Genomic DNA, 18,277 nt, shown 5'->3' on the forward strand with positions numbered 1-18,277 from the left:
TGTGTCTGTTGTTTGAGAACTCAATAGTGTGCCAAGTTTGTTGATACCAATTGTTTTAGTGATTGGTTGAATTGACCGGGTCATCCGCCCCTGTGGGTGGTCTGGTTTTTACAGCTGGTTTCAAATTTTGTGCAGCCTTTTTGTCCCGTTTTCCCGGGGCTGGGGGTTGTGTCTGTTTTACTTCAACGGAGAGTTTGATCCTGGCTCAGGATGAACGCTGGCGGCGTGCTTAACACATGCAAGTCGAACGATGAACCTCACTTGTGGGGGGATTAGTGGCGAACGGGTGAGTAACACGTGAGTAACCTGCCCTTAACTCTGGGATAAGCCTGGGAAACTGGGTCTAATACCGGATATGACTCCTCATCGCATGGTGGGGGGTGGAAAGCTTTTTGTGGTTTTGGATGGACTCGCGGCCTATCAGCTTGTTGGTGAGGTAATGGCTTACCAAGGCGACGACGGGTAGCCGGCCTGAGAGGGTGACCGGCCACACTGGGACTGAGACACGGCCCAGACTCCTACGGGAGGCAGCAGTGGGGAATATTGCACAATGGGCGCAAGCCTGATGCAGCGACGCCGCGTGAGGGATGACGGCCTTCGGGTTGTAAACCTCTTTCAGTAGGGAAGAAGCGAAAGTGACGGTACCTGCAGAAGAAGCGCCGGCTAACTACGTGCCAGCAGCCGCGGTAATACGTAGGGCGCAAGCGTTATCCGGAATTATTGGGCGTAAAGAGCTCGTAGGCGGTTTGTCGCGTCTGCCGTGAAAGTCCGGGGCTCAACTCCGGATCTGCGGTGGGTACGGGCAGACTAGAGTGATGTAGGGGAGACTGGAATTCCTGGTGTAGCGGTGAAATGCGCAGATATCAGGAGGAACACCGATGGCGAAGGCAGGTCTCTGGGCATTAACTGACGCTGAGGAGCGAAAGCATGGGGAGCGAACAGGATTAGATACCCTGGTAGTCCATGCCGTAAACGTTGGGCACTAGGTGTGGGGGACATTCCACGTTTTCCGCGCCGTAGCTAACGCATTAAGTGCCCCGCCTGGGGAGTACGGCCGCAAGGCTAAAACTCAAAGGAATTGACGGGGGCCCGCACAAGCGGCGGAGCATGCGGATTAATTCGATGCAACGCGAAGAACCTTACCAAGGCTTGACATGAACCGGTAATACCTGGAGACAGGTGCCCCGCTTGCGGTCGGTTTACAGGTGGTGCATGGTTGTCGTCAGCTCGTGTCGTGAGATGTTGGGTTAAGTCCCGCAACGAGCGCAACCCTCGTTCTATGTTGCCAGCACGTGATGGTGGGGACTCATAGGAGACTGCCGGGGTCAACTCGGAGGAAGGTGGGGACGACGTCAAATCATCATGCCCCTTATGTCTTGGGCTTCACGCATGCTACAATGGCCGGTACAAAGGGTTGCGATACTGTGAGGTGGAGCTAATCCCAAAAAGCCGGTCTCAGTTCGGATTGGGGTCTGCAACTCGACCCCATGAAGTCGGAGTCGCTAGTAATCGCAGATCAGCAACGCTGCGGTGAATACGTTCCCGGGCCTTGTACACACCGCCCGTCAAGTCACGAAAGTTGGTAACACCCGAAGCCGGTGGCCTAACCCCTTGTGGGAGGGAGCTGTCGAAGGTGGGACTGGCGATTGGGACTAAGTCGTAACAAGGTAGCCGTACCGGAAGGTGCGGCTGGATCACCTCCTTTCTAAGGAGCACCTACAGATTGTTCGTGCCGTGTATGCGGTGCGGGGGTTTGTCAGGAGTACAGCCCGTTGCGCAGACGCAAGTTCTGCGGCGGGTGCTCAAGGGTGGAATATCAACGAATAGCGGCTGCCGGTTCTTTCCGGTGCTTAGTACGGTTCCTCTTTGCGGGGGTTCCTGGAAGGGTGCTGGTGGGTGCGGGTGGTTTCGTGTTTGGCACACTGTTGGGTCCTGAGGCAACAGGGCCGTGGTTCCGTCCCGTGTGGGGCGGGGTTGCGGGTTTGTTTGTTTCTGGTTTCCTGGCTGCACCGATCATGCATGTTGTGTGTGTGGGGTGTGTGGTTTGGGGTTGTTGTTTGAGAACTACATAGTGGACGCGAGCATCTTTTATAAGAAGCAATTTCCAAGAATATGAACCTGGATCTGTTGTGCTGTCTTTCGGGATGGTGCAGTGGTTTTCGTGGTTCTCTCGAAAATTAGCGTTTTTGATCTTTTGTGGTCAAGTTTTTAAGAGCACACGGTGGATGCCTTGGCATTAGGAGCCGAAGAAGGACGTAGGAATCTGCGATAAGCCTGGGGGAGTCGATAACCGGACTGTGATCCCAGGGTGTCCGAATGGGGAAACCCCGCCGAGCGCGCGAGTGACTCGGTGACCCGCATCTGAACACATAGGGTGCGTGGAGGGAACGCGGGGAAGTGAAACATCTCAGTACCCGCAGGAAGAGAAAACAATAGTGATTCCGTTAGTAGTGGCGAGCGAACGCGGATCAGGCTAAACCGTTCCATGTGTGATAGCCGGCGGGCGTTGCATGGTCGGGGTTGTGGGACTTTCCATACCAGTTCTGCCGGGCTGGTGGGGTGTGATGTGCAGGCATAGGTGAACGGTCTTGAAAGGCCGGCCAGAGAGGGTGTTAGCCCCGTAACCGTAATGTTGTGTACCGCCTGTGAGAGTATCCCAAGTAGTACGGGGCCCGAGAAATCCCGTGCGAATCTGTCAGGACCACCTGATAAGCCTAAATACTCCCTAATGACCGATAGCGGACCAGTACCGTGAGGGAAAGGTGAAAAGTACCCCGGGAGGGGAGTGAAACAGTACCTGAAACCGTGTGCTTACAATCCGTCGGAGCCAGTCTGATTCTGGTGACGGCGTGCCTTTTGAAGAATGAGCCTGCGAGTTAGTGTTACGTCGCGAGGTTAACCCGTGTGGGGCAGCCGTAGCGAAAGCGAGTCTGAATAGGGCGTTGCAGTGGCGTGATCTAGACCCGAAGCGAAGTGATCTACCCATGGCCAGGTTGAAGCGACGGTAAGACGTCGTGGAGGACCGAACCCACTTCAGTTGAAAATGGAGGGGATGAGCTGTGGGTAGGGGTGAAAGGCCAATCAAACTTCGTGATAGCTGGTTCTCCCCGAAATGCATTTAGGTGCAGCGTTGCGTGTTTCTTGCTGGAGGTAGAGCTACTGGATGGCTAATGGGCCCTACAAGGTTACTGACGTCAGCCAAACTCCGAATGCCGGTAAGTGAGAGCGCAGCAGTGAGACTGTGGGGGATAAGCTTCATAGTCGAGAGGGAAACAGCCCAGACCACCAACTAAGGCCCCTAAGCGTGTGCTAAGTGGGAAAGGATGTGGAGTTGCGAAGACAACCAGGAGGTTGGCTTAGAAGCAGCCATCCTTAAAAGAGTGCGTAATAGCTCACTGGTCAAGTGATTCCGCGCCGACAATGTAGCGGGGCTCAAGTACACCGCCGAAGTTGTGGCATTCAAATATTAGCTAAGCCCTTGTGGTTCAGGCGTTTGGATGGGTAGGGGAGCGTCGTGTGGGCGGTGAAGTCGCGGTGTAAACCAGCGGTGGAGCCTACACGAGTGAGAATGCAGGCATGAGTAGCGAAAGACGGGTGAGAAACCCGTCCGCCGAATGATCAAGGGTTCCAGGGTCAAGCTAATCTGCCCTGGGTAAGTCGGGACCTAAGGCGAGGCCGACAGGCGTAGTCGATGGACAACGGGTTGATATTCCCGTACCGGCGAAAAACCGCCCATGCTGAACAGGGGATACTAACTGCCCGAGACCTGCCTGACACCCCTTGTGGGTGAAGGGTTTTGGTGGAGCGCAGGACCTGATCCTGGGAGGCAAGCGTATTAACAGGTGTGACGCAGGAAGGTAGCCGAGCCGGGCGATGGTTGTCCCGGTCTAAGGATGTAGGGCGAACGGTAGGCAAATCCGCTGTTCATGATGCCTGAGATCTGATGGGACCCCCGTTTGGGGGGATTCGGTGATCCTATGCTGCCGAGAAAAGCATCGACGCGAGGTTTTAGCCGCCCGTACCCCAAACCGACACAGGTGATCAGGTAGAGAATACTAAGGCGATCGAGAGAATTATGGTTAAGGAACTCGGCAAAATGCCCCCGTAACTTCGGGAGAAGGGGGGCCCCAACCTTGAACACCACTTGCTGGTGGGAGGGGATCGGGGCCGCAGAGACCAGGGGGAAGCGACTGTTTACTAAAAACACAGGTCCGTGCGAAGTCGCAAGACGATGTATACGGACTGACTCCTGCCCGGTGCTGGAAGGTTAAGAGGACCGGTTAGCCGCAAGGCGAAGCTGAGAATTTAAGCCCCAGTAAACGGCGGTGGTAACTATAACCATCCTAAGGTAGCGAAATTCCTTGTCGGGTAAGTTCCGACCTGCACGAATGGAGTAACGACTTCCCCGCTGTCTCAACCATAAACTCGGCGAAATTGCAGTACGAGTAAAGATGCTCGTTACGCGCAGCAGGACGGAAAGACCCCGAGACCTTTACTATAGTTTGGTATTGGTGTTCGGAGTGGCTTGTGTAGGATAGGTGGGAGACGTTGAAGCCCGGACGCCAGTTCGGGTGGAGTCATCGTTGAAATACCACTCTGGTCACTTTGGACATCTAACTTCGGCCCGTAATCCGGGTCAGGGACAGTGCCTGATGGGTAGTTTAACTGGGGCGGTTGCCTCCTAAAAAGTAACGGAGGCGCCCAAAGGTTCCCTCAGCCTGGTTGGCAATCAGGTGTCGAGTGTAAGTGCACAAGGGAGCTTGACTGTGAGAGAGACATCTCGAGCAGGGACGAAAGTCGGGACTAGTGATCCGGCGGTACATTGTGGAATGGCCGTCGCTCAACGGATAAAAGGTACCTCGGGGATAACAGGCTGATCTTGCCCAAGAGTCCATATCGACGGCATGGTTTGGCACCTCGATGTCGGCTCGTCGCATCCTGGGGCTGGAGTAGGTCCCAAGGGTTGGGCTGTTCGCCCATTAAAGCGGTACGCGAGCTGGGTTTAGAACGTCGTGAGACAGTTCGGTCCCTATCCGCTGCGCGCGCAGGAAATTTGAGAAGGGCTGTCCTTAGTACGAGAGGACCGGGACGGACGAACCTCTGGTGTGTCAGTTGTACTGCCAAGTGCACCGCTGATTAGCTACGTTCGGATGGGATAACCGCTGAAAGCATCTAAGCGGGAAGCTCGCTTCAAGATGAGATTTCCATACACCTCGTGTGTGAGAGGCCCCCAGCCAGACCACTGGGTTGATAGGCCGGATGTGGAAGCGAGGACTAACGACTCGTGAAGCTGACCGGTACTAATAGGCCGATAACTTACACCACACACCACACCCGTGAAACCGGTTCAAAAGCGGTTCCACACCAGGGTTGGTAAAAAGATAACAAGACTGCTTGCGTCCACTATGTGGTTCCCGAACAACAAACCATTTGTTGCAGGGAACACCAACTGAATAACAACACCACCCTGCCCTCACACGGGCAGGAAAGCATGTTGTAACCACAACACTTCCCACCCCCCGGGACACCCGGGCGGACGGGTAACAAGGTTACGGCGGTCATAGCGTGGGGGAAACGCCCGGTCCCATTCCGAACCCGGAAGCTAAGACCCACAGCGCCGATGGTACTGCACCCGGGAGGGTGTGGGAGAGTAGGTCACCGCCGGACATACATTCAAGCAGGGCCCTGACAACAACGTCAGGGCCCTGCTGCATTTAACCCCCGGGTTACAACCACCAGCACGCCGGCTACCCGCAGCCAAGGGCCGCGGCGTGGGAGGCCACGCAGACGGTAAAGTTGGGCACCATGGACAGCCTCTTCAGCCACGCGCAGGAACCCACCGGGAACGACGACGAATCGGCCCCCGAGGCACTGGGCCCCGTGGTGAACACGGTGATAGTTCCGGGAAGCGTTGGCCATGCCTTCGCGGGCTTTACAGACCACACGCACCTGTGGTGGCCCCTGGAATCGCACGGCGTCTACGGTGCGGGCTCCTACGTGGAATTCGAGGAGAACCTCATCCTGGAGACAGCCGACGACGGCCGGACCACCATCTGGGGAACCCTTGATGACTGGCAGCCGCCATTGTCATTCCATGCCACGTGGCATCCCGGCACCACCGCGCTGTGGTCCACTGAACTCCTCGTCGCCTTCCGTGCCGTTGCGGACGGCACCGAGGTCCGGGTCTTCCATGAGGGGTGGGAAGGTGCCGAAGATCCTGCCGCCACCAGGGCGAAGTATGCCAGCGACTGGCCGGGGATCCTTGCGCGGTACGCTCGTTTCATGGGTGCTGTAGGCGACCCGGGCGCATAGGGTCAGGCCCCCGTCCTAGCCCGGCCTAGACTGGGGGAACACGCGCTACGAGGGACGGAGGCTTCGTGGGAAGCATAGTAGACGAGCTGGAAGCCATCCTTGCGCCCGGGCAGATAGAGGTGGGCGAGGCCGCGCTCCGCAGGTACGCCGTGGACCAGGCCCCCATCATCGACTTTCAGCTGCCGTTGGCCGTGGTCTTCCCGGAATCCGTGGCAGACGTCCAGGCCGTCGTCCGCGCCTGCGCAGGCAGCAGTGTTGCCCTCGTGGCCCGCGGCGCGGGGACGGGAGTCTCCGGCGGGGCCCATGCCACGGAGAACTGCATCATCCTTTCCTTGGAGCGCATGGACCGCATCCTCGCCCTCAGTCCGGATGACGAAACGGCAGCGGTGGAGCCCGGGGTGGTGAACGCAGCCCTCAATGAGGCTGCCGCCATGCATGGGCTGATGTACGCGCCGGATCCAGCCAGCTTCCGCAGCTCCACCATCGGCGGGAACGTTGCCACGAACGCCGGCGGGTTGCGATGTGCGAAATACGGGGTCACCAGGGACTCGGTCCTCGCGCTGGACGTGGTGCTGGCTGATGGGTCGCTCATCCATACCGGCCACCAGACGTTCAAGGGCGTGGCCGGGTACGACCTCACCAGCCTGTTCGTGGGGTCCGAGGGCACGCTCGGCATCGTCGTCGGGGTTACGGTCCGCTTGAAGTACCTGCCGCAGGAGGTTCACACGGTCGCGGCGTTCTACCCGGACTTCCGGCAGGCTGCCGCGGGTGTCCTGGCCGTCGGCAAAGCACGGGTGCAGCCCGCCATCATGGAATTGCTTGATGGCGGTACGCTGGCCCAGCTCGATGACATCCACGGCTCTGACCTCACCGCCCGGGGCCGGTCATTGCTCCTGATCCAGACAGACGGGTTCGGTGCAGCCGCGGAGGCCCAGGTAGTGCGGGACGTCCTCCGGGCCGGGGGCGCAGCTGTCACCACCGAGGCCAGCGCCGAGGCGGAGCGGTTGGTGGAGCTTCGCCGGCACAGCAGGGGAGTGGAGGTCGACGACGAATACCGCGTGGGCGAGGACGTCGCCGTGCCCCGTTCCCGGCTGGTGGATTACGTTGCCGCCCTGGAAGCGATGGCCGTGGACCACGCCGTACACCTCAAGGTGGTGGCCCATGCCGGCGACGGAAACCTGCACCCCACCTTCTGGATCGACCGCACGGGCAACGAGGTGGACGCCGGCGCCATGGAACGGCTGCAACGGGTCCTGGACGAGTCCATCACAGCCGCGCTGGAAATGGGCGGGACGATTACGGGCGAGCACGGAGTTGGCCAGTACAAATTGCGCTGGCTGGGCCAGGAACAGGCGGAGCCGGTCCGGGAACTCCAGCGCAGGATCAAGGAACTGTTTGATCCTGCGGGCATCCTCAACCCCGGGAAGGCTATCTAGGGTTTGGCGTGCGGTTCAGTCGTCCGAGTCGGGGTACTCGTCGATTGACTCGTCTTCGCCGTAGCGCGACTCCTCGGTCTCCACTTCGAGGATCTTCAACAGCTCCGTATCCGGGTTCAGCATGATGGCGGCCTCGTCCCGGCGGTGCCGCAGGATTGAGTCGATGTAGGACTGCACAGCCTCCGCCAGCGGGATGTGCCGTTCCTGCTTTTCGGACATGTACCAGCGGTGTTCCAGGACTTCGTGCACCACTTCAGCGGGTTCGAGCTTGCCGGAAAGGTCCCGCGGAATGGACCTGACGATCGGCTCGAAGATCTGGCTGACCCAGAGGTGGGCGCTGTATTCCTCGTCCATGCCCGGGTTGTTGTCTGCGCGGAACGAATCCATGTCATTGAGGAGGCGGCGGGCCTGGTTCTCCTGGGCGTCGATGCCCGTAAGCCTCAGCAACCGCCGCTGGTGGTGCCCCGCGTCCACCACCTTGGGCTGCAGCTGGATGGTGGTGCCGTTCTGGGTGGTCTTGATGGCGTATTCCTCGACGTCGAAGCCGAGTTCGTTGAGCCGGCGGATCCGGGCGCTGACCCGCCAGCGCTCACCCAGTTCGAAGGACTCCTTTTCGGTAAGCTCCTGCCACAGGCGGCGGTAGCTGTCCATGATCAGCTCGCTGGTGGCCACCGGGTCCACTTTTTCCTCGATCAGCCCGCCGTCGAGCAGGTCCATCAGCTCGCCCGCAATGTTGACCCGGGCGATCTCGAGGTCATATTCACGCTGGCCCGTGGACAGGTCCGGGTACAGCTCGCCGGTCTCCGCGTCAACCAGGTAGGCGGCAAATGCTCCGGCATCGCGCCTGAACAGCGTATTGGAAAGGGACACGTCGCCCCAGTAGAAGCCGATGAGGTGGAGGCGCACCAGCAGCAGCGCCTGGGCGTCGATAAGGCGCGTCAGCGTGTCCTTGCGGAGCATTTGGGAGAACAGGGCGCGGTACGGCATGGAGAACTTCAAGTGCCGGGTGACCAGCACCGGGTTCAGCGGACGCCCGTCCAGGGTGGTGCGGCCGGTAATCACGGCCACCGGCTCCACGCAGGGGACATCCAGCCGGGCCAGCTTGCGGAGCATGTGGTACTCGTGCCGGGCCACGTGCTCCGACGTCTCCTTGATGGCGATGACGGAGCCGCCAAGATGGGCGAAGCGCACGATGTGGCGGGAGATGCCGCGCGGCAGTGCGGCCAGGTTCTCTGCGGGCCAGTCTTCCAGGGCAATGTGCCACGGCAGGTCCAGGAGCTCGGGGTCCGCGGCCGCCGCCGTGATGTTCAGCGAGCTGGAGACCGAGGCTGCCTTGCCGTCGTCAGCACTGGCGGCCACAAACCGCGGCAGCTTCCCGATCTGCCCGTAGTCGGTGGGTTCGTCGTGCCACTGGGCGCTGTATTCCTCGGTCATGGCTCAATTCTTCCGTACATCGGGCGGCCCGCTAAATTCTCCTGGGCCGCAGTTAAAGGCCGACGGCGGCCCGCACCATTGCGTAAAGGTGCGGGCCGCCGTCGGTTTGGCTTTTGCTGGGAATCAGTCGCCGAGGCGCAGGCCGGTCTTGGTGTCGAACAGGTGCACGTGGCCCGACTGCGGACGGACGTAGATGACCTCGCCCTTCATCGGGGGGCGGCGGCCGTCGACGCGGGCCACGATGTCGTGGTCCTTGCCGTCAAGCGTGGTGTGGCCGTAAACGTAGGCGTCGGCGCCGAGCTCTTCGACGACGTCGACCTCAACCTTCAGGCCTTCACCCTGCGGCGCGGTCTCGAGGTCTTCCGGCCGGCTTCCAAGGGTAACGGTGGAGCCGTGTGCTTCCTCGAGGACGTCGCGCGGCACGGGGTAAACGGTGCCGCCGAACTGCACGCCGCCGTCCACCACGGGGAGTTCCAGCAGGTTCATGGCGGGGGAGCCGATGAAGCCGGCAACGAAGACGTTCTTGGGACGGTCGTACAGGTTGCGCGGCGTGTCAACCTGCTGCAGCAGGCCATCCTTCAGCACTGCAACGCGGTCGCCCATGGTCATGGCCTCGACCTGGTCGTGCGTCACGTAGACGGTGGTGACGCCGAGGCGGCGGGTCAGGGATGCGATCTGCGTACGGGTCTGCACGCGGAGCTTGGCGTCAAGGTTGGACAGCGGCTCATCCATGAGGAAGACCTGGGGGTTACGCACGATGGCGCGGCCCATGGCGACGCGCTGGCGCTGGCCGCCGGAGAGTGCCTTCGGCTTGCGGTCCAGGTACTGCTCAAGGTCAAGGAGCTTGGCGGCTTCGCGGACGCGCTCGGCGCGCTCTTCCTTGGAAACGCCTGCGATCTTCAGGGCGAAGCCCATGTTGTCGGCCACAGTCATGTGCGGGTACAGCGCGTAGTTCTGGAAGACCATCGCGATGTCGCGGTCCTTCGGGGGAACATCGGTGACGTCGCGGTCACCGATCAGGATCCGGCCGGCGTTGACGTCCTCAAGGCCTGCGAGCATGCGCAGGGAGGTGGACTTGCCGCAACCGGAGGGTCCAACGAGGACCAGGAATTCGCCATCGGCGATGTCGATGTTGAGCTTATCGACGGCGGGCTTATCTGTGCCCGGGTACAGACGCGTAGCGTTATCAAAAGTAACTGTAGCCACAGTTATCAATCCCTTCACCGGCAGGTACGTGCCGGACGATCCGTTGTGAATGGTTCATGTTTGTTCAGTTTTGTGCTGCTGACGCTCCCGGGCCGAGGCCGAGGAGCGCCGAGTGACGCCGCACGGTTCTTGTGCGCCACATCACATGCAAGAGTATGTCAGATGTTTCAACAATGGTTGCAAATGTTACGGTCATCACATGTGAGCTTGCGCATGCCCGGGCCGGACTGCACTACCCCTGCGCGGCTGCGGGGTCCTCCTCTGCCACGGCGATGCTCCGCTCCTGGAGCAGCACCTCCAGCAGTTCGGCAATATGGACCGGAGCCTCAACGCGGTATTCGGCCTGGGTGAAGTCAAGGCCCACCTTGACGCCTACGTCCCCCGGCTCCAGGCGCGCCAGGGCGTCTTCGTCCGTGGTGTCATCGCCGGCGAACAGGACACCGGTAGCTCCGGTGATCTGCCGCAGGAAGGTGACGCCCTCGCCTTTGGACGCGTTGACCACCGAGGTTTCAAGGACCCGCTTGCCGTCCTTGAGGAACACCCCCTTCCGGTCCTGCAGCAGGGAGCGGGCAGCAGCCACGGCGTCTTCGGCGACATCATCGGCGGCGAGGCGGGTATGGAGGACCACCCCTGCGGGCTTGTCCTCAAGCGTGGTGCCGGGAACTTCCCTGACGATGTCCTCCAGGACGGTGCGCACCTCGGCCAGGAGGGCCTTTTGCCCTTCATCGAGCGTGAGCCCGGCGGATCCCGGACCCAGCCATGCCTCGGCGCCATGGCTGCCGATGAGGAGCGTGTCCACCGGAGGGGAGGCGACGGCGCGCAGGCTGGCGAGGGCGCGGCCGGAGATGAGTGCCGTCGTCGTCCGTGGAAGCACGGCGAGGCCGGCGAAGGCGGCCGCCGAGCGCGGCAGCGGCCGGGCGTCGTCGGCGCGGCCGACGATGGGCGCCATCGTGCCGTCGAAATCCATGGCCACGAGCAGGTGCTCGGTCCCGGCGATCCGCCGGATGGCTTCCCGGAGCTCGGGGGACAGCGAAAGCCGGTCCTTGGCGTGGCGGGCGTCATGAGTCATCGCGGACCACCTTTTCGTTGAGCGCGCGCAGGAAGTCGGCGGACCAGTGGTCCACGTCGTGCTCGAGGATCTGCTTGCGCATGGCCCGCATCCGCCGGGACGCGTCCCGCTGTTCCAGGTTCACGGCACGCATGATGGCGCCTTTGAGGCCGTCAATGTCATGCGGATTAATCAGCAGTGCCTGCTTGAGCTGGTCGGCTGCACCGGCGAACTCACTGAGGACCAGGGCACCGTCGTTGTTGGTGCGCGCCGTCACGTATTCCTTGGCCACAAGGTTCATGCCGTCCCGAAGAGCCGTCACCAGCATGACGTCGGCAGCAAGGTACAGCGCCACCATCTCCTCCACCGGATAGCTGTGGTGCAGGTAGCGTACGGCGGTGTTCTCGATGGTGTCGTAGGTGCCGTTGATATGGCCCACCGTGCCCTCCACCTCCTCGCGCAGGAGGCGGTACTGCTCAACGCGCTCGCGGCTGGGACTGGCCACCTGGATCAGGGTGGCGTCGCCAACGGAAAGCTTGCCGTCCGCCAGGAGCTCCTCAAAGGCCTTCAGCCGGTGCCGGATGCCCTTGGTGTAGTCCAGGCGGTCGACGCCGAGCAGGATCGTCTTGGGGTTCCCGAGGTCCTGCCGGATCTGGCGGGCCCGCTCAATGATGTCCGGGTTGGAGGCCAGTTCGGTGATCTGCCGGACGTCAATGGAGATGGGGAATGCCTGCGCCCGGGCAATGTGCGTAACGGCGCCGTCCTGGCCCTTCACATGGACCTGCTGCTGCTTAACGCTGGCGCCGAGGAAGCGGCGTGCGGAGCGCATGAAGTTTCCGGCATCGCTGGGCCGCTGGAAGCCCACCAGGTCGGCACCGAGGAGCCCGTCAATGATGGCCTGGCGCCACGGCAGCTGCGCAAAGATCTCCGGCGGCGGGAACGGGATGTGGTTGAAGAACCCGATCCGGAGGTCCGGCCGCGCTTCGCGCAGCAGGCGCGGCACCAGCTGGAGCTGGTAGTCCTGTACCCACACCGTGGCGCCGTGATCGGCGTGGCGCACGACGGCGTCGGCGAACCTCCTGTTGACCTTGCGGTAGGCGTCCCACCACGTACGGTGGAACTCCGGCGGGGCGATGACGTCGTGGTACAGCGGCCAGAGGGTGGCGTTCGAGAACCCCTCGTAATAGAGCTCCACTTCGTCGGTGCTGAGCTGGACGGGGACCAGGTCCATGCCGCCGTGGCTAAAGGGTTTGACTGTCTCGTCGGGGGCGCCGTGCCACCCTACCCACGCGCCGTCGGTCTTGGTCATCATGGGGGCCAGCGCAGTCACCAGCCCGCCGGGGGACCGGCGCCAGCCGGAGCCGTCATCCCCGCTTTCCCCGGGTGCGCAACGGTCCACCGGCAGCCTGTTCGACACCACCATGAAGTCGTACTTCGTGGCTCCGCCGTGGGCGGAGCCGGCGGTGCCGGACGTAGATGTTGCGGAAGGTTTTTCCTGGACGGGTGTTTGCATTGCGGCCCCCTGGGGTTGCTTGTGCCTCTCAGCCCACCCTAACGGGACGGAATCTTCCGTGCTATTCGTCCGTTGGTCAACCCGGCGGTTAGTTGAAAGCGCAAGCTCCCAGCTTTCTCCCCTAAAATGTAGGAGTTGCCACGAAGTGGTCCCCCCACGTCAACCGACCCAAGGAACACATGAGCCCCGCAAACGAAGTACGTAAGTCCAAGGCTGAGCGCACCGCGGAGGCGCGGGAAAAGGCGCGCCAGATCCGTGAAGCGCAGCTGAAGAAGGACAAGCGCAACAAGCTGCTCATCGGCTGGGGCATCGTGGCCGCCGTCGTCGCCATCCTGGCTGTCGTTGCGCTGGTGGTGACCACCAGCATCAGGCAGAACACCCCCATCGCCGACCAGGGTCCGGTGCCGGCCAACGCCAACGTCAACGGCGGCGTGACCCTGCTGGCCAACTCCGAAGTGAAGAAGACGGACCCGGCCACGGTGGACATGGCCAATCTTCCGGCCAAGCCTGAAACACAGCCCAACCCCGTGGTGGCGCCGGGGGCCGAGGCCGAAGCGGGACAGCCGGTCAAGGTCATTGCATACATCGACTTCATCTGCCCCGTTTGCCTCCGGTTCGAGGAAACATACAACGAGGCCCTGACCAGCCTTCGCAATGAAGGCAAGATCACTATGGAGTACCGGCCGCTGGGCTTCCTGGACCGCCAGTCCAGCACCAACTACTCCTCACGTTCCGCGAACGCCGCCGCGTGCGTTGCAGACAAGGCCCCCGGGAAGTATGCGGATTACATCAATATCCTCTTCGACAACCAGCCCGCCGAGGGCGGAGCCGGCCTGTCAGATGACAAGTTGAAGTCCCTGGCCAGCGACGTTGGCGCAGACATCAACAGCTGCGTGGACGACAAGACTTTCCGTCCCTACGTCAAGTACTCCACCGACCTTGCCGCAAACTCCGGCATCTCGGGGACGCCCACCATCTTCATCGACGGCAAGAAGTGGGACGGCGCCTCGGACCTGAACGCCGAGATCCAGGCGGCCATCGACGCCAAGGCCTAAGAGCCCAACGGCACATCGGCGGCCCGTTCCGGATTCTTCCCGGAACGGGCCGCCGTCTTTAAGGCCGGTATGGGGCCTTGGCGCGGGCGTTTTTACCACCGGCGCCACTTGGGCTAACCTTATCTAGCGCCGTTCAGGCGCCAGCCCGCAGGGGCACGCCTCCTTAGCTCAGTTGGCCAGAGCACCGCTCTTGTAAAGCGGGGGTCGTCGGTTCGAATCCGACAGGGGGCTCCACTACCCTCTCCTCTCCGGACGGCTAAGCTGGTTCTATCCCGACCATCAGCCTGCTGATAAAAGGAGTGTGGGTGCCATGCCCAAGACCGGAAAGAACGGCCACGCCCGCAAGGATGAGCTGCCCTCGACCCTGCAGCGCTCCGGGCGGAAGGCCCAGGACACGTTCGCCAAAACCTACGATTCAGCCCTTGAGAGCTACGACAATGACGAGCAAAGGGCCGCCCGGGCAGCTTACGCCTCGCTCAAGCACAGCTACGAGAAGGTGGGCGACCAGTGGGAGCCGAAGGAAAAACGCGGCCCCTCGGACAAACGGGCCGAAGGGGGCGTGCGGTCCTCCGAGCCCACCGCGGGCGGCGTGAACGCGAACGCCTCGAAGGAACATCTCTATAAGCTCGCGCAGGAGCTGCACATCGACGGCCGTTCCAAGATGGATAAGGACGAACTGGTCAAAGCCATCCAGAAGGCCAACGATGCGGCTACCCGGAAGGCCCGCGGCTCGTAATTTCCCTTCTGCCTGCCCTTGCCGTACAGCCCCTGCAGGGTGTCGAATCAGAGGACATGTTCAGCCCGGTTGGATGGCGAAGGCGCCAGGAGGTTCCCATGTCGGTCAGAGGCACCAAGGACTCAGCCAGGACAGCGGCCGGAAGGAACGGACCCGAGTCCCGACGTGCCGATGCCTCCGCCGGAATCGCAGCAGAGGAGCCCGCCAAAATCCGGAACGTGGCGCTTGTAGGCCATTCAGGTGCCGGGAAGACCATGCTGATCGAGGCGCTGCTCGCTGCCAACGGCATGATCACCCGCAAGGGATCCATTCCGGACGGGACCACCGTCAGCGATTCCGACCCCGCCGCGGTCCACCAGCAGCGCTCAGTGACCCTGTCGCTGGTGCCGCTGCTGGTTGACGGCATCAAAGTGAACCTCCTGGACACCCCGGGCTACCCGGATTTCATCGGCGAACTCCGTGCAGGACTCCGCGCCGCGGATGCCGCCCTGTTCGTGGTGTCCGCGGTCGACGGAATCGACGCCACCACCACCGCGCTGTGGGATGAATGCGAGCACATGCGCCTGCCCCGTGCCGTCGCCATCACCCGCATGGACCACCCGCGGGCAGATTACGACGGCGTCCTGGCCGCCTGCCGGAAGTCCTTCGGCGAGGGCGTCCTGCCGCTGTACGTTCCGGTCCGGACGGGCGCTGAGGTCACCGGCCTGCTCGGCCTGCTGTCCGGGACGGTCAGCGATTACTCATCCGGGGAGCTGTCCGCAACGACGCGCGAAGCGACCCCCGACGAACTTGCGGCCTTCGGTGCCGCCAGGGGGGACCTCATCGAGGGGATCATCGGCGAGAGCGAAGACGAAACCCTGATGGACCGCTACCTGGCAGGCGAGGACATCGAAACCGACGTCCTTGTCGCTGACCTGGAAACCGCCGTCGAGCGCGGGTCCTTTTTCCCCGTCCTGTCCACGTCGGCCGTCAGCGGACTGGGGACCGCGGAACTGGTGGAGGTCCTGGTCCGGGCCTTCCCGCCTCCGTCGGACGGCCGGGTGCCCGAGGTGACGGACCTGGCGGGCGCGCCCGCCGGGCCCTTGTCCTGCGATCCGGAGGGCCAGTTGGCGGCAGAGGTGGTCCGCACCTCCATCGACCCGTTCCTGGGCCGGATCTGCCTGGTCCGGGTTTTCTCCGGCACGCTCCGGGAGGATGCTCCGGTGCACGTTACCGGCCAGGGCCTGGCCGACCGCGGCCACCAGGACCACGACACGGACGAACGCGTTACGCACCTCTACTCCCCGCTCGGTGCCTCGCTGCGGCCTGTCCCGCACTGCGTGGCGGGGGACATTTGCGCGGTGGCGAAACTGGGAAGCGCCGAAACCGGAGACACCATCTCCGGCCGGGACCGGCCGCTGCTGCTGGCCACCTGGGAGATGCCCGAGCCGCTGCTGCCCGTGGCCGTGGAGGCTGATTCGCGCAGTGACGAAGACGCCCTGGCGCGCAGCCTGGGGAAGATCGCGGCCGGCGATCCCACCTTGCGGGTGGAACGGAACCAGGAAACGCATCAGCTCGTCCTTTGGTGCATGGGGGAGGCCCACGCCGAGGTGGTGCTGGACAGGTTGCGGGACCAGGGCGTGAAGCTGCATACGGTGGACGTGGTGACGCCCTTGCGTGAAACTTTCTCGGCCCCCGCCGCCGGCCATGGGCGGCACGTCAAGCAGTCCGGCGGCCACGGGCAATATGCTGTCTGCGATATTGACGTGGAACCCCTGCCACGCGGCGGTGGCTTCGAATTCGTGGACAGGACGGTGGGCGGCGTGATCCCGGGGACGTTCATCCCGTCCGTGGAGAAGGGCGTCCGTGCCCAGATGGAAAAGGGGGTCAGCGCGGGCTTCCCGGTGGTGGACCTGCGGGTGACGCTCACGGGAGGCAAAGCGCACAGCGTGGATTCCTCCGATGCCGCATTCCAGGCCGCCGGGGCGCTGGCCCTGCGCGAGGCGGCGGCAGCAGGGCGGATCCAACTCCTGGAGCCGGTGTCATCGGTGGTCATCACTGTAACGGACGAGCACGTGGGGTCCGTGATGAGTGACTTGTCCGCCAGGCGCGGCAGGCTCACCGGAACCACCTCCTCCGGTGACGGCCTGACCGAAATCAGCGCTGAAGTCCCGGACCAGGAACTGCTGCGCTATGCCGTCGATTTGCGGGCCCTCACCGCGGGATCCGGGCGCTTCCGCCGCCGGTACCTGCGGCATGATCCGGTACCCGCCAGCTTCAGCACCCCGTAGCCGCACCTGCCATGAACGACGCAGCCAGGAAGATCCAGCGCGTCTACCTGACGCTGACCCTGGGAAACACCCTGGCGGCCTCGTTCATCTGGGGCATCAACACGCTCTTCCTGCTGGATGCGGGCCTAAGCAACCTGGAGGCCTTTGCCGCGAATGCCTTCTTTACGGCCGGCATGGTGCTGTTCGAGGTGCCGACCGGAGTAGTGGCGGACAGTTGGGGCCGCCGGGTTTCCTTCCTGCTGGGCACACTCACGCTGGCCGGGTCCACCTTCCTGTACTACCTGCTGTGGCAGTTTTCAGCCCCGTTCTGGTGGTGGGCCGTGGTCTCGGTCCTGCTGGGCCTGGGCTTCACCTTCTTCTCCGGCGCAGTGGAGGCCTGGCTGGTGGACGCCCTGAGTTTCGCCGGTTACGAAGGCGGGCTGGAAACGGTGCTTGGCCGGGGGCAGATGGTCTCCGGCGTTGCCATGCTGGCGGGCTCCGTGGCCGGCGGGGTCATTGCCCAGGCCAGCAACCTCGGTGTTCCGTTCCTCGTTCGGGTGGGCGTGCTCACCGCCATGTTCGCCGTGGCCTTCCTGCTCATGCACGACGTCGGCTTCACGCCTGAACGTTCGGCCCATCCGCTGCAGGCCACCCGGGCAGTATTGCGGGCATCCGTGGACAACGGACTGAAGAACCCGCCCGTCCGCTTCATCATGCTGGCGGCCCCGTTCACCGAAGGGGTGGGCATCTACGTTTTCTATGCCCTGCAGCCCTACCTGCTTCAGCTTTTCGGAGACCCGCGGGCCTATGCCATAGCGGGCCTGGCGGCGGCCCTGGTGGCAGGAGCGGACGTCGTCGGCGGATGGATGGCGCCCCGGGTCCGGAAACTGGTCCGGCGGCGGACCAGCGTGCTGATAGCCACGAACGTGGCCAGTGCACTCATCCTGGTGGTGCTCATGTTCACCAGCGTCTTCTGGCTGGCGTTGGTGCTCCTGGCACTCTGGGCAATCGTGTCCTCGGCCGGCACGCCCGTCCGGCAGGCATACCTGAACGACATGATTGCCTCGAAGCAGCGTGCCACAGTGCTGAGCTTCGATTCCCTGATGGGCTCGGCCGGGGGAGTGGTGGTGCAGCCGCTGCTCGGCCGGACCGCGGACCTCTACGGCTACCCGGCTTCACTGGCCGTGGGTGGGGCAGTGCAACTGATTGCGGCTCCCCTTATCCTGCTCAGCCGTCGGCAGCGCTCGCCGGCGGATGTTGCTACCGGAGTCGCGGCAGCGCCCTGAGC

General features: G+C 62.7%; 10 protein-coding genes, 1 tRNA gene and 3 rRNA genes. 10 read left to right on the forward strand and 4 right to left on the reverse strand.

The window, feature by feature from the left end; all coding sequences use genetic code 11:
- The first annotated feature begins 182 nt into the window (after nucleotides 1-182).
- The 5 genes from ACQ3DC_RS20250 (at nucleotide 183) to ACQ3DC_RS20270 (ending at nucleotide 7,748) form a co-directional block, all read left to right on the forward strand.
- A 16S ribosomal RNA gene (locus ACQ3DC_RS20250) occupies nucleotides 183-1,705 on the forward strand.
- 493 nt (nucleotides 1,706-2,198) lie between these two features.
- Nucleotides 2,199-5,325 (forward strand): 23S ribosomal RNA (locus tag ACQ3DC_RS20255).
- Nucleotides 5,326-5,550: 225 nt separating this feature from the next.
- Nucleotides 5,551-5,667 (forward strand): 5S ribosomal RNA (gene rrf, locus ACQ3DC_RS20260).
- The 16S, 23S and 5S rRNA genes sit together here, the layout of an rRNA operon.
- Nucleotides 5,668-5,805: 138 nt before the next feature.
- Entirely contained in the window at nucleotides 5,806-6,312 is a 507-nt protein-coding gene (locus ACQ3DC_RS20265; protein WP_430753053.1) for a hypothetical protein, read from the forward strand.
- 65 nt (nucleotides 6,313-6,377) lie between these two features.
- The gene (locus ACQ3DC_RS20270; RefSeq protein ID WP_430753054.1) at nucleotides 6,378-7,748 is read left to right on the forward strand and encodes an FAD-binding oxidoreductase; all 1,371 of its coding nucleotides are present in this window, start codon (nucleotides 6,378-6,380) and stop codon (nucleotides 7,746-7,748) included.
- Nucleotides 7,749-7,763: 15 nt separating this feature from the next.
- Here the strand turns inward: ACQ3DC_RS20270 and ACQ3DC_RS20275 are convergent, their stop codons facing one another.
- From ACQ3DC_RS20275 to ACQ3DC_RS20290, 4 genes are all read right to left on the reverse strand, one after another.
- Nucleotides 7,764-9,182: a DUF4032 domain-containing protein gene (locus ACQ3DC_RS20275; RefSeq protein WP_157239094.1), complete on the reverse strand. Its 1,419-nt coding sequence runs from the start codon at nucleotides 9,180-9,182 to the stop codon at nucleotides 7,764-7,766.
- A 123-nt stretch (nucleotides 9,183-9,305) separates the two neighbouring features.
- Nucleotides 9,306-10,388 (reverse strand): ABC transporter ATP-binding protein, encoded by a 1,083-nt coding sequence (locus tag ACQ3DC_RS20280; RefSeq protein ID WP_018762103.1) that lies wholly within the window; start codon nucleotides 10,386-10,388, stop codon nucleotides 9,306-9,308.
- A 232-nt stretch (nucleotides 10,389-10,620) separates the two neighbouring features.
- Entirely contained in the window at nucleotides 10,621-11,457 is an 837-nt protein-coding gene (otsB, locus tag ACQ3DC_RS20285; protein WP_430753055.1) for a trehalose-phosphatase, read from the reverse strand.
- Nucleotides 11,447-12,949, reverse strand: a complete 1,503-nt coding sequence (locus ACQ3DC_RS20290) for an alpha,alpha-trehalose-phosphate synthase (UDP-forming) (protein ID WP_157239090.1) — start codon at nucleotides 12,947-12,949, stop codon at nucleotides 11,447-11,449. Before ACQ3DC_RS20290 ends, otsB begins: the two co-directional genes overlap by 11 nt.
- A 179-nt stretch (nucleotides 12,950-13,128) precedes the next feature.
- On the opposite strand from ACQ3DC_RS20290, the gene ACQ3DC_RS20295 reads away from it, so the two are divergent.
- From ACQ3DC_RS20295 to ACQ3DC_RS20315, 5 genes are all read left to right on the forward strand, one after another.
- Nucleotides 13,129-14,004 carry a DsbA family protein gene (locus ACQ3DC_RS20295; protein ID WP_157239089.1) on the forward strand — a complete coding sequence of 292 codons (876 nt, stop codon included), beginning with the start codon at nucleotides 13,129-13,131 and terminating at the stop codon, nucleotides 14,002-14,004.
- Nucleotides 14,005-14,161: 157 nt separating this feature from the next.
- A tRNA-Thr gene (locus tag ACQ3DC_RS20300) sits at nucleotides 14,162-14,238 on the forward strand.
- A 76-nt stretch (nucleotides 14,239-14,314) separates the two neighbouring features.
- Entirely contained in the window at nucleotides 14,315-14,740 is a 426-nt protein-coding gene (locus tag ACQ3DC_RS20305; protein ID WP_430753056.1) for a ChaB family protein, read from the forward strand.
- A gap of 98 nt (nucleotides 14,741-14,838) precedes the next feature.
- On the forward strand, nucleotides 14,839-17,010 hold the full coding sequence (locus tag ACQ3DC_RS20310; protein ID WP_323056481.1) for an elongation factor G-like protein EF-G2: 2,172 nt from the start codon (nucleotides 14,839-14,841) through the stop codon (nucleotides 17,008-17,010).
- Nucleotides 17,011-17,021: 11 nt separating this feature from the next.
- Complete coding sequence (locus ACQ3DC_RS20315; RefSeq protein ID WP_430753057.1) at nucleotides 17,022-18,275, forward strand: MFS transporter; 1,254 nt, start codon at nucleotides 17,022-17,024, stop codon at nucleotides 18,273-18,275.
- Nucleotides 18,276-18,277: the final 2 nt, after the last annotated feature.

The sequence above is a fragment of the Paenarthrobacter sp. NEAU-H11 genome (assembly GCF_050573415.1).
GTDB lineage: Bacteria > Actinomycetota > Actinomycetes > Actinomycetales > Micrococcaceae > Arthrobacter.

Coding starts and splice junctions, on each gene's coding strand:
- ACQ3DC_RS20275 (WP_157239094.1), bottom strand. CDS start 9,182: ATGACCGAGGAATACAGCGCCCAGTGGCACGACGAACCCACCGACTAC.
- ACQ3DC_RS20315 (WP_430753057.1), top strand. CDS start 17,022: ATGAACGACGCAGCCAGGAAGATCCAGCGCGTCTACCTGACGCTGACC.
- ACQ3DC_RS20265 (WP_430753053.1), top strand. CDS start 5,806: ATGGACAGCCTCTTCAGCCACGCGCAGGAACCCACCGGGAACGACGAC.
- ACQ3DC_RS20310 (WP_323056481.1), top strand. CDS start 14,839: ATGTCGGTCAGAGGCACCAAGGACTCAGCCAGGACAGCGGCCGGAAGG.
- ACQ3DC_RS20290 (WP_157239090.1), bottom strand. CDS start 12,949: ATGCAAACACCCGTCCAGGAAAAACCTTCCGCAACATCTACGTCCGGC.
- ACQ3DC_RS20295 (WP_157239089.1), top strand. CDS start 13,129: ATGAGCCCCGCAAACGAAGTACGTAAGTCCAAGGCTGAGCGCACCGCG.
- otsB (WP_430753055.1), bottom strand. CDS start 11,457: ATGACTCATGACGCCCGCCACGCCAAGGACCGGCTTTCGCTGTCCCCC.
- ACQ3DC_RS20305 (WP_430753056.1), top strand. CDS start 14,315: ATGCCCAAGACCGGAAAGAACGGCCACGCCCGCAAGGATGAGCTGCCC.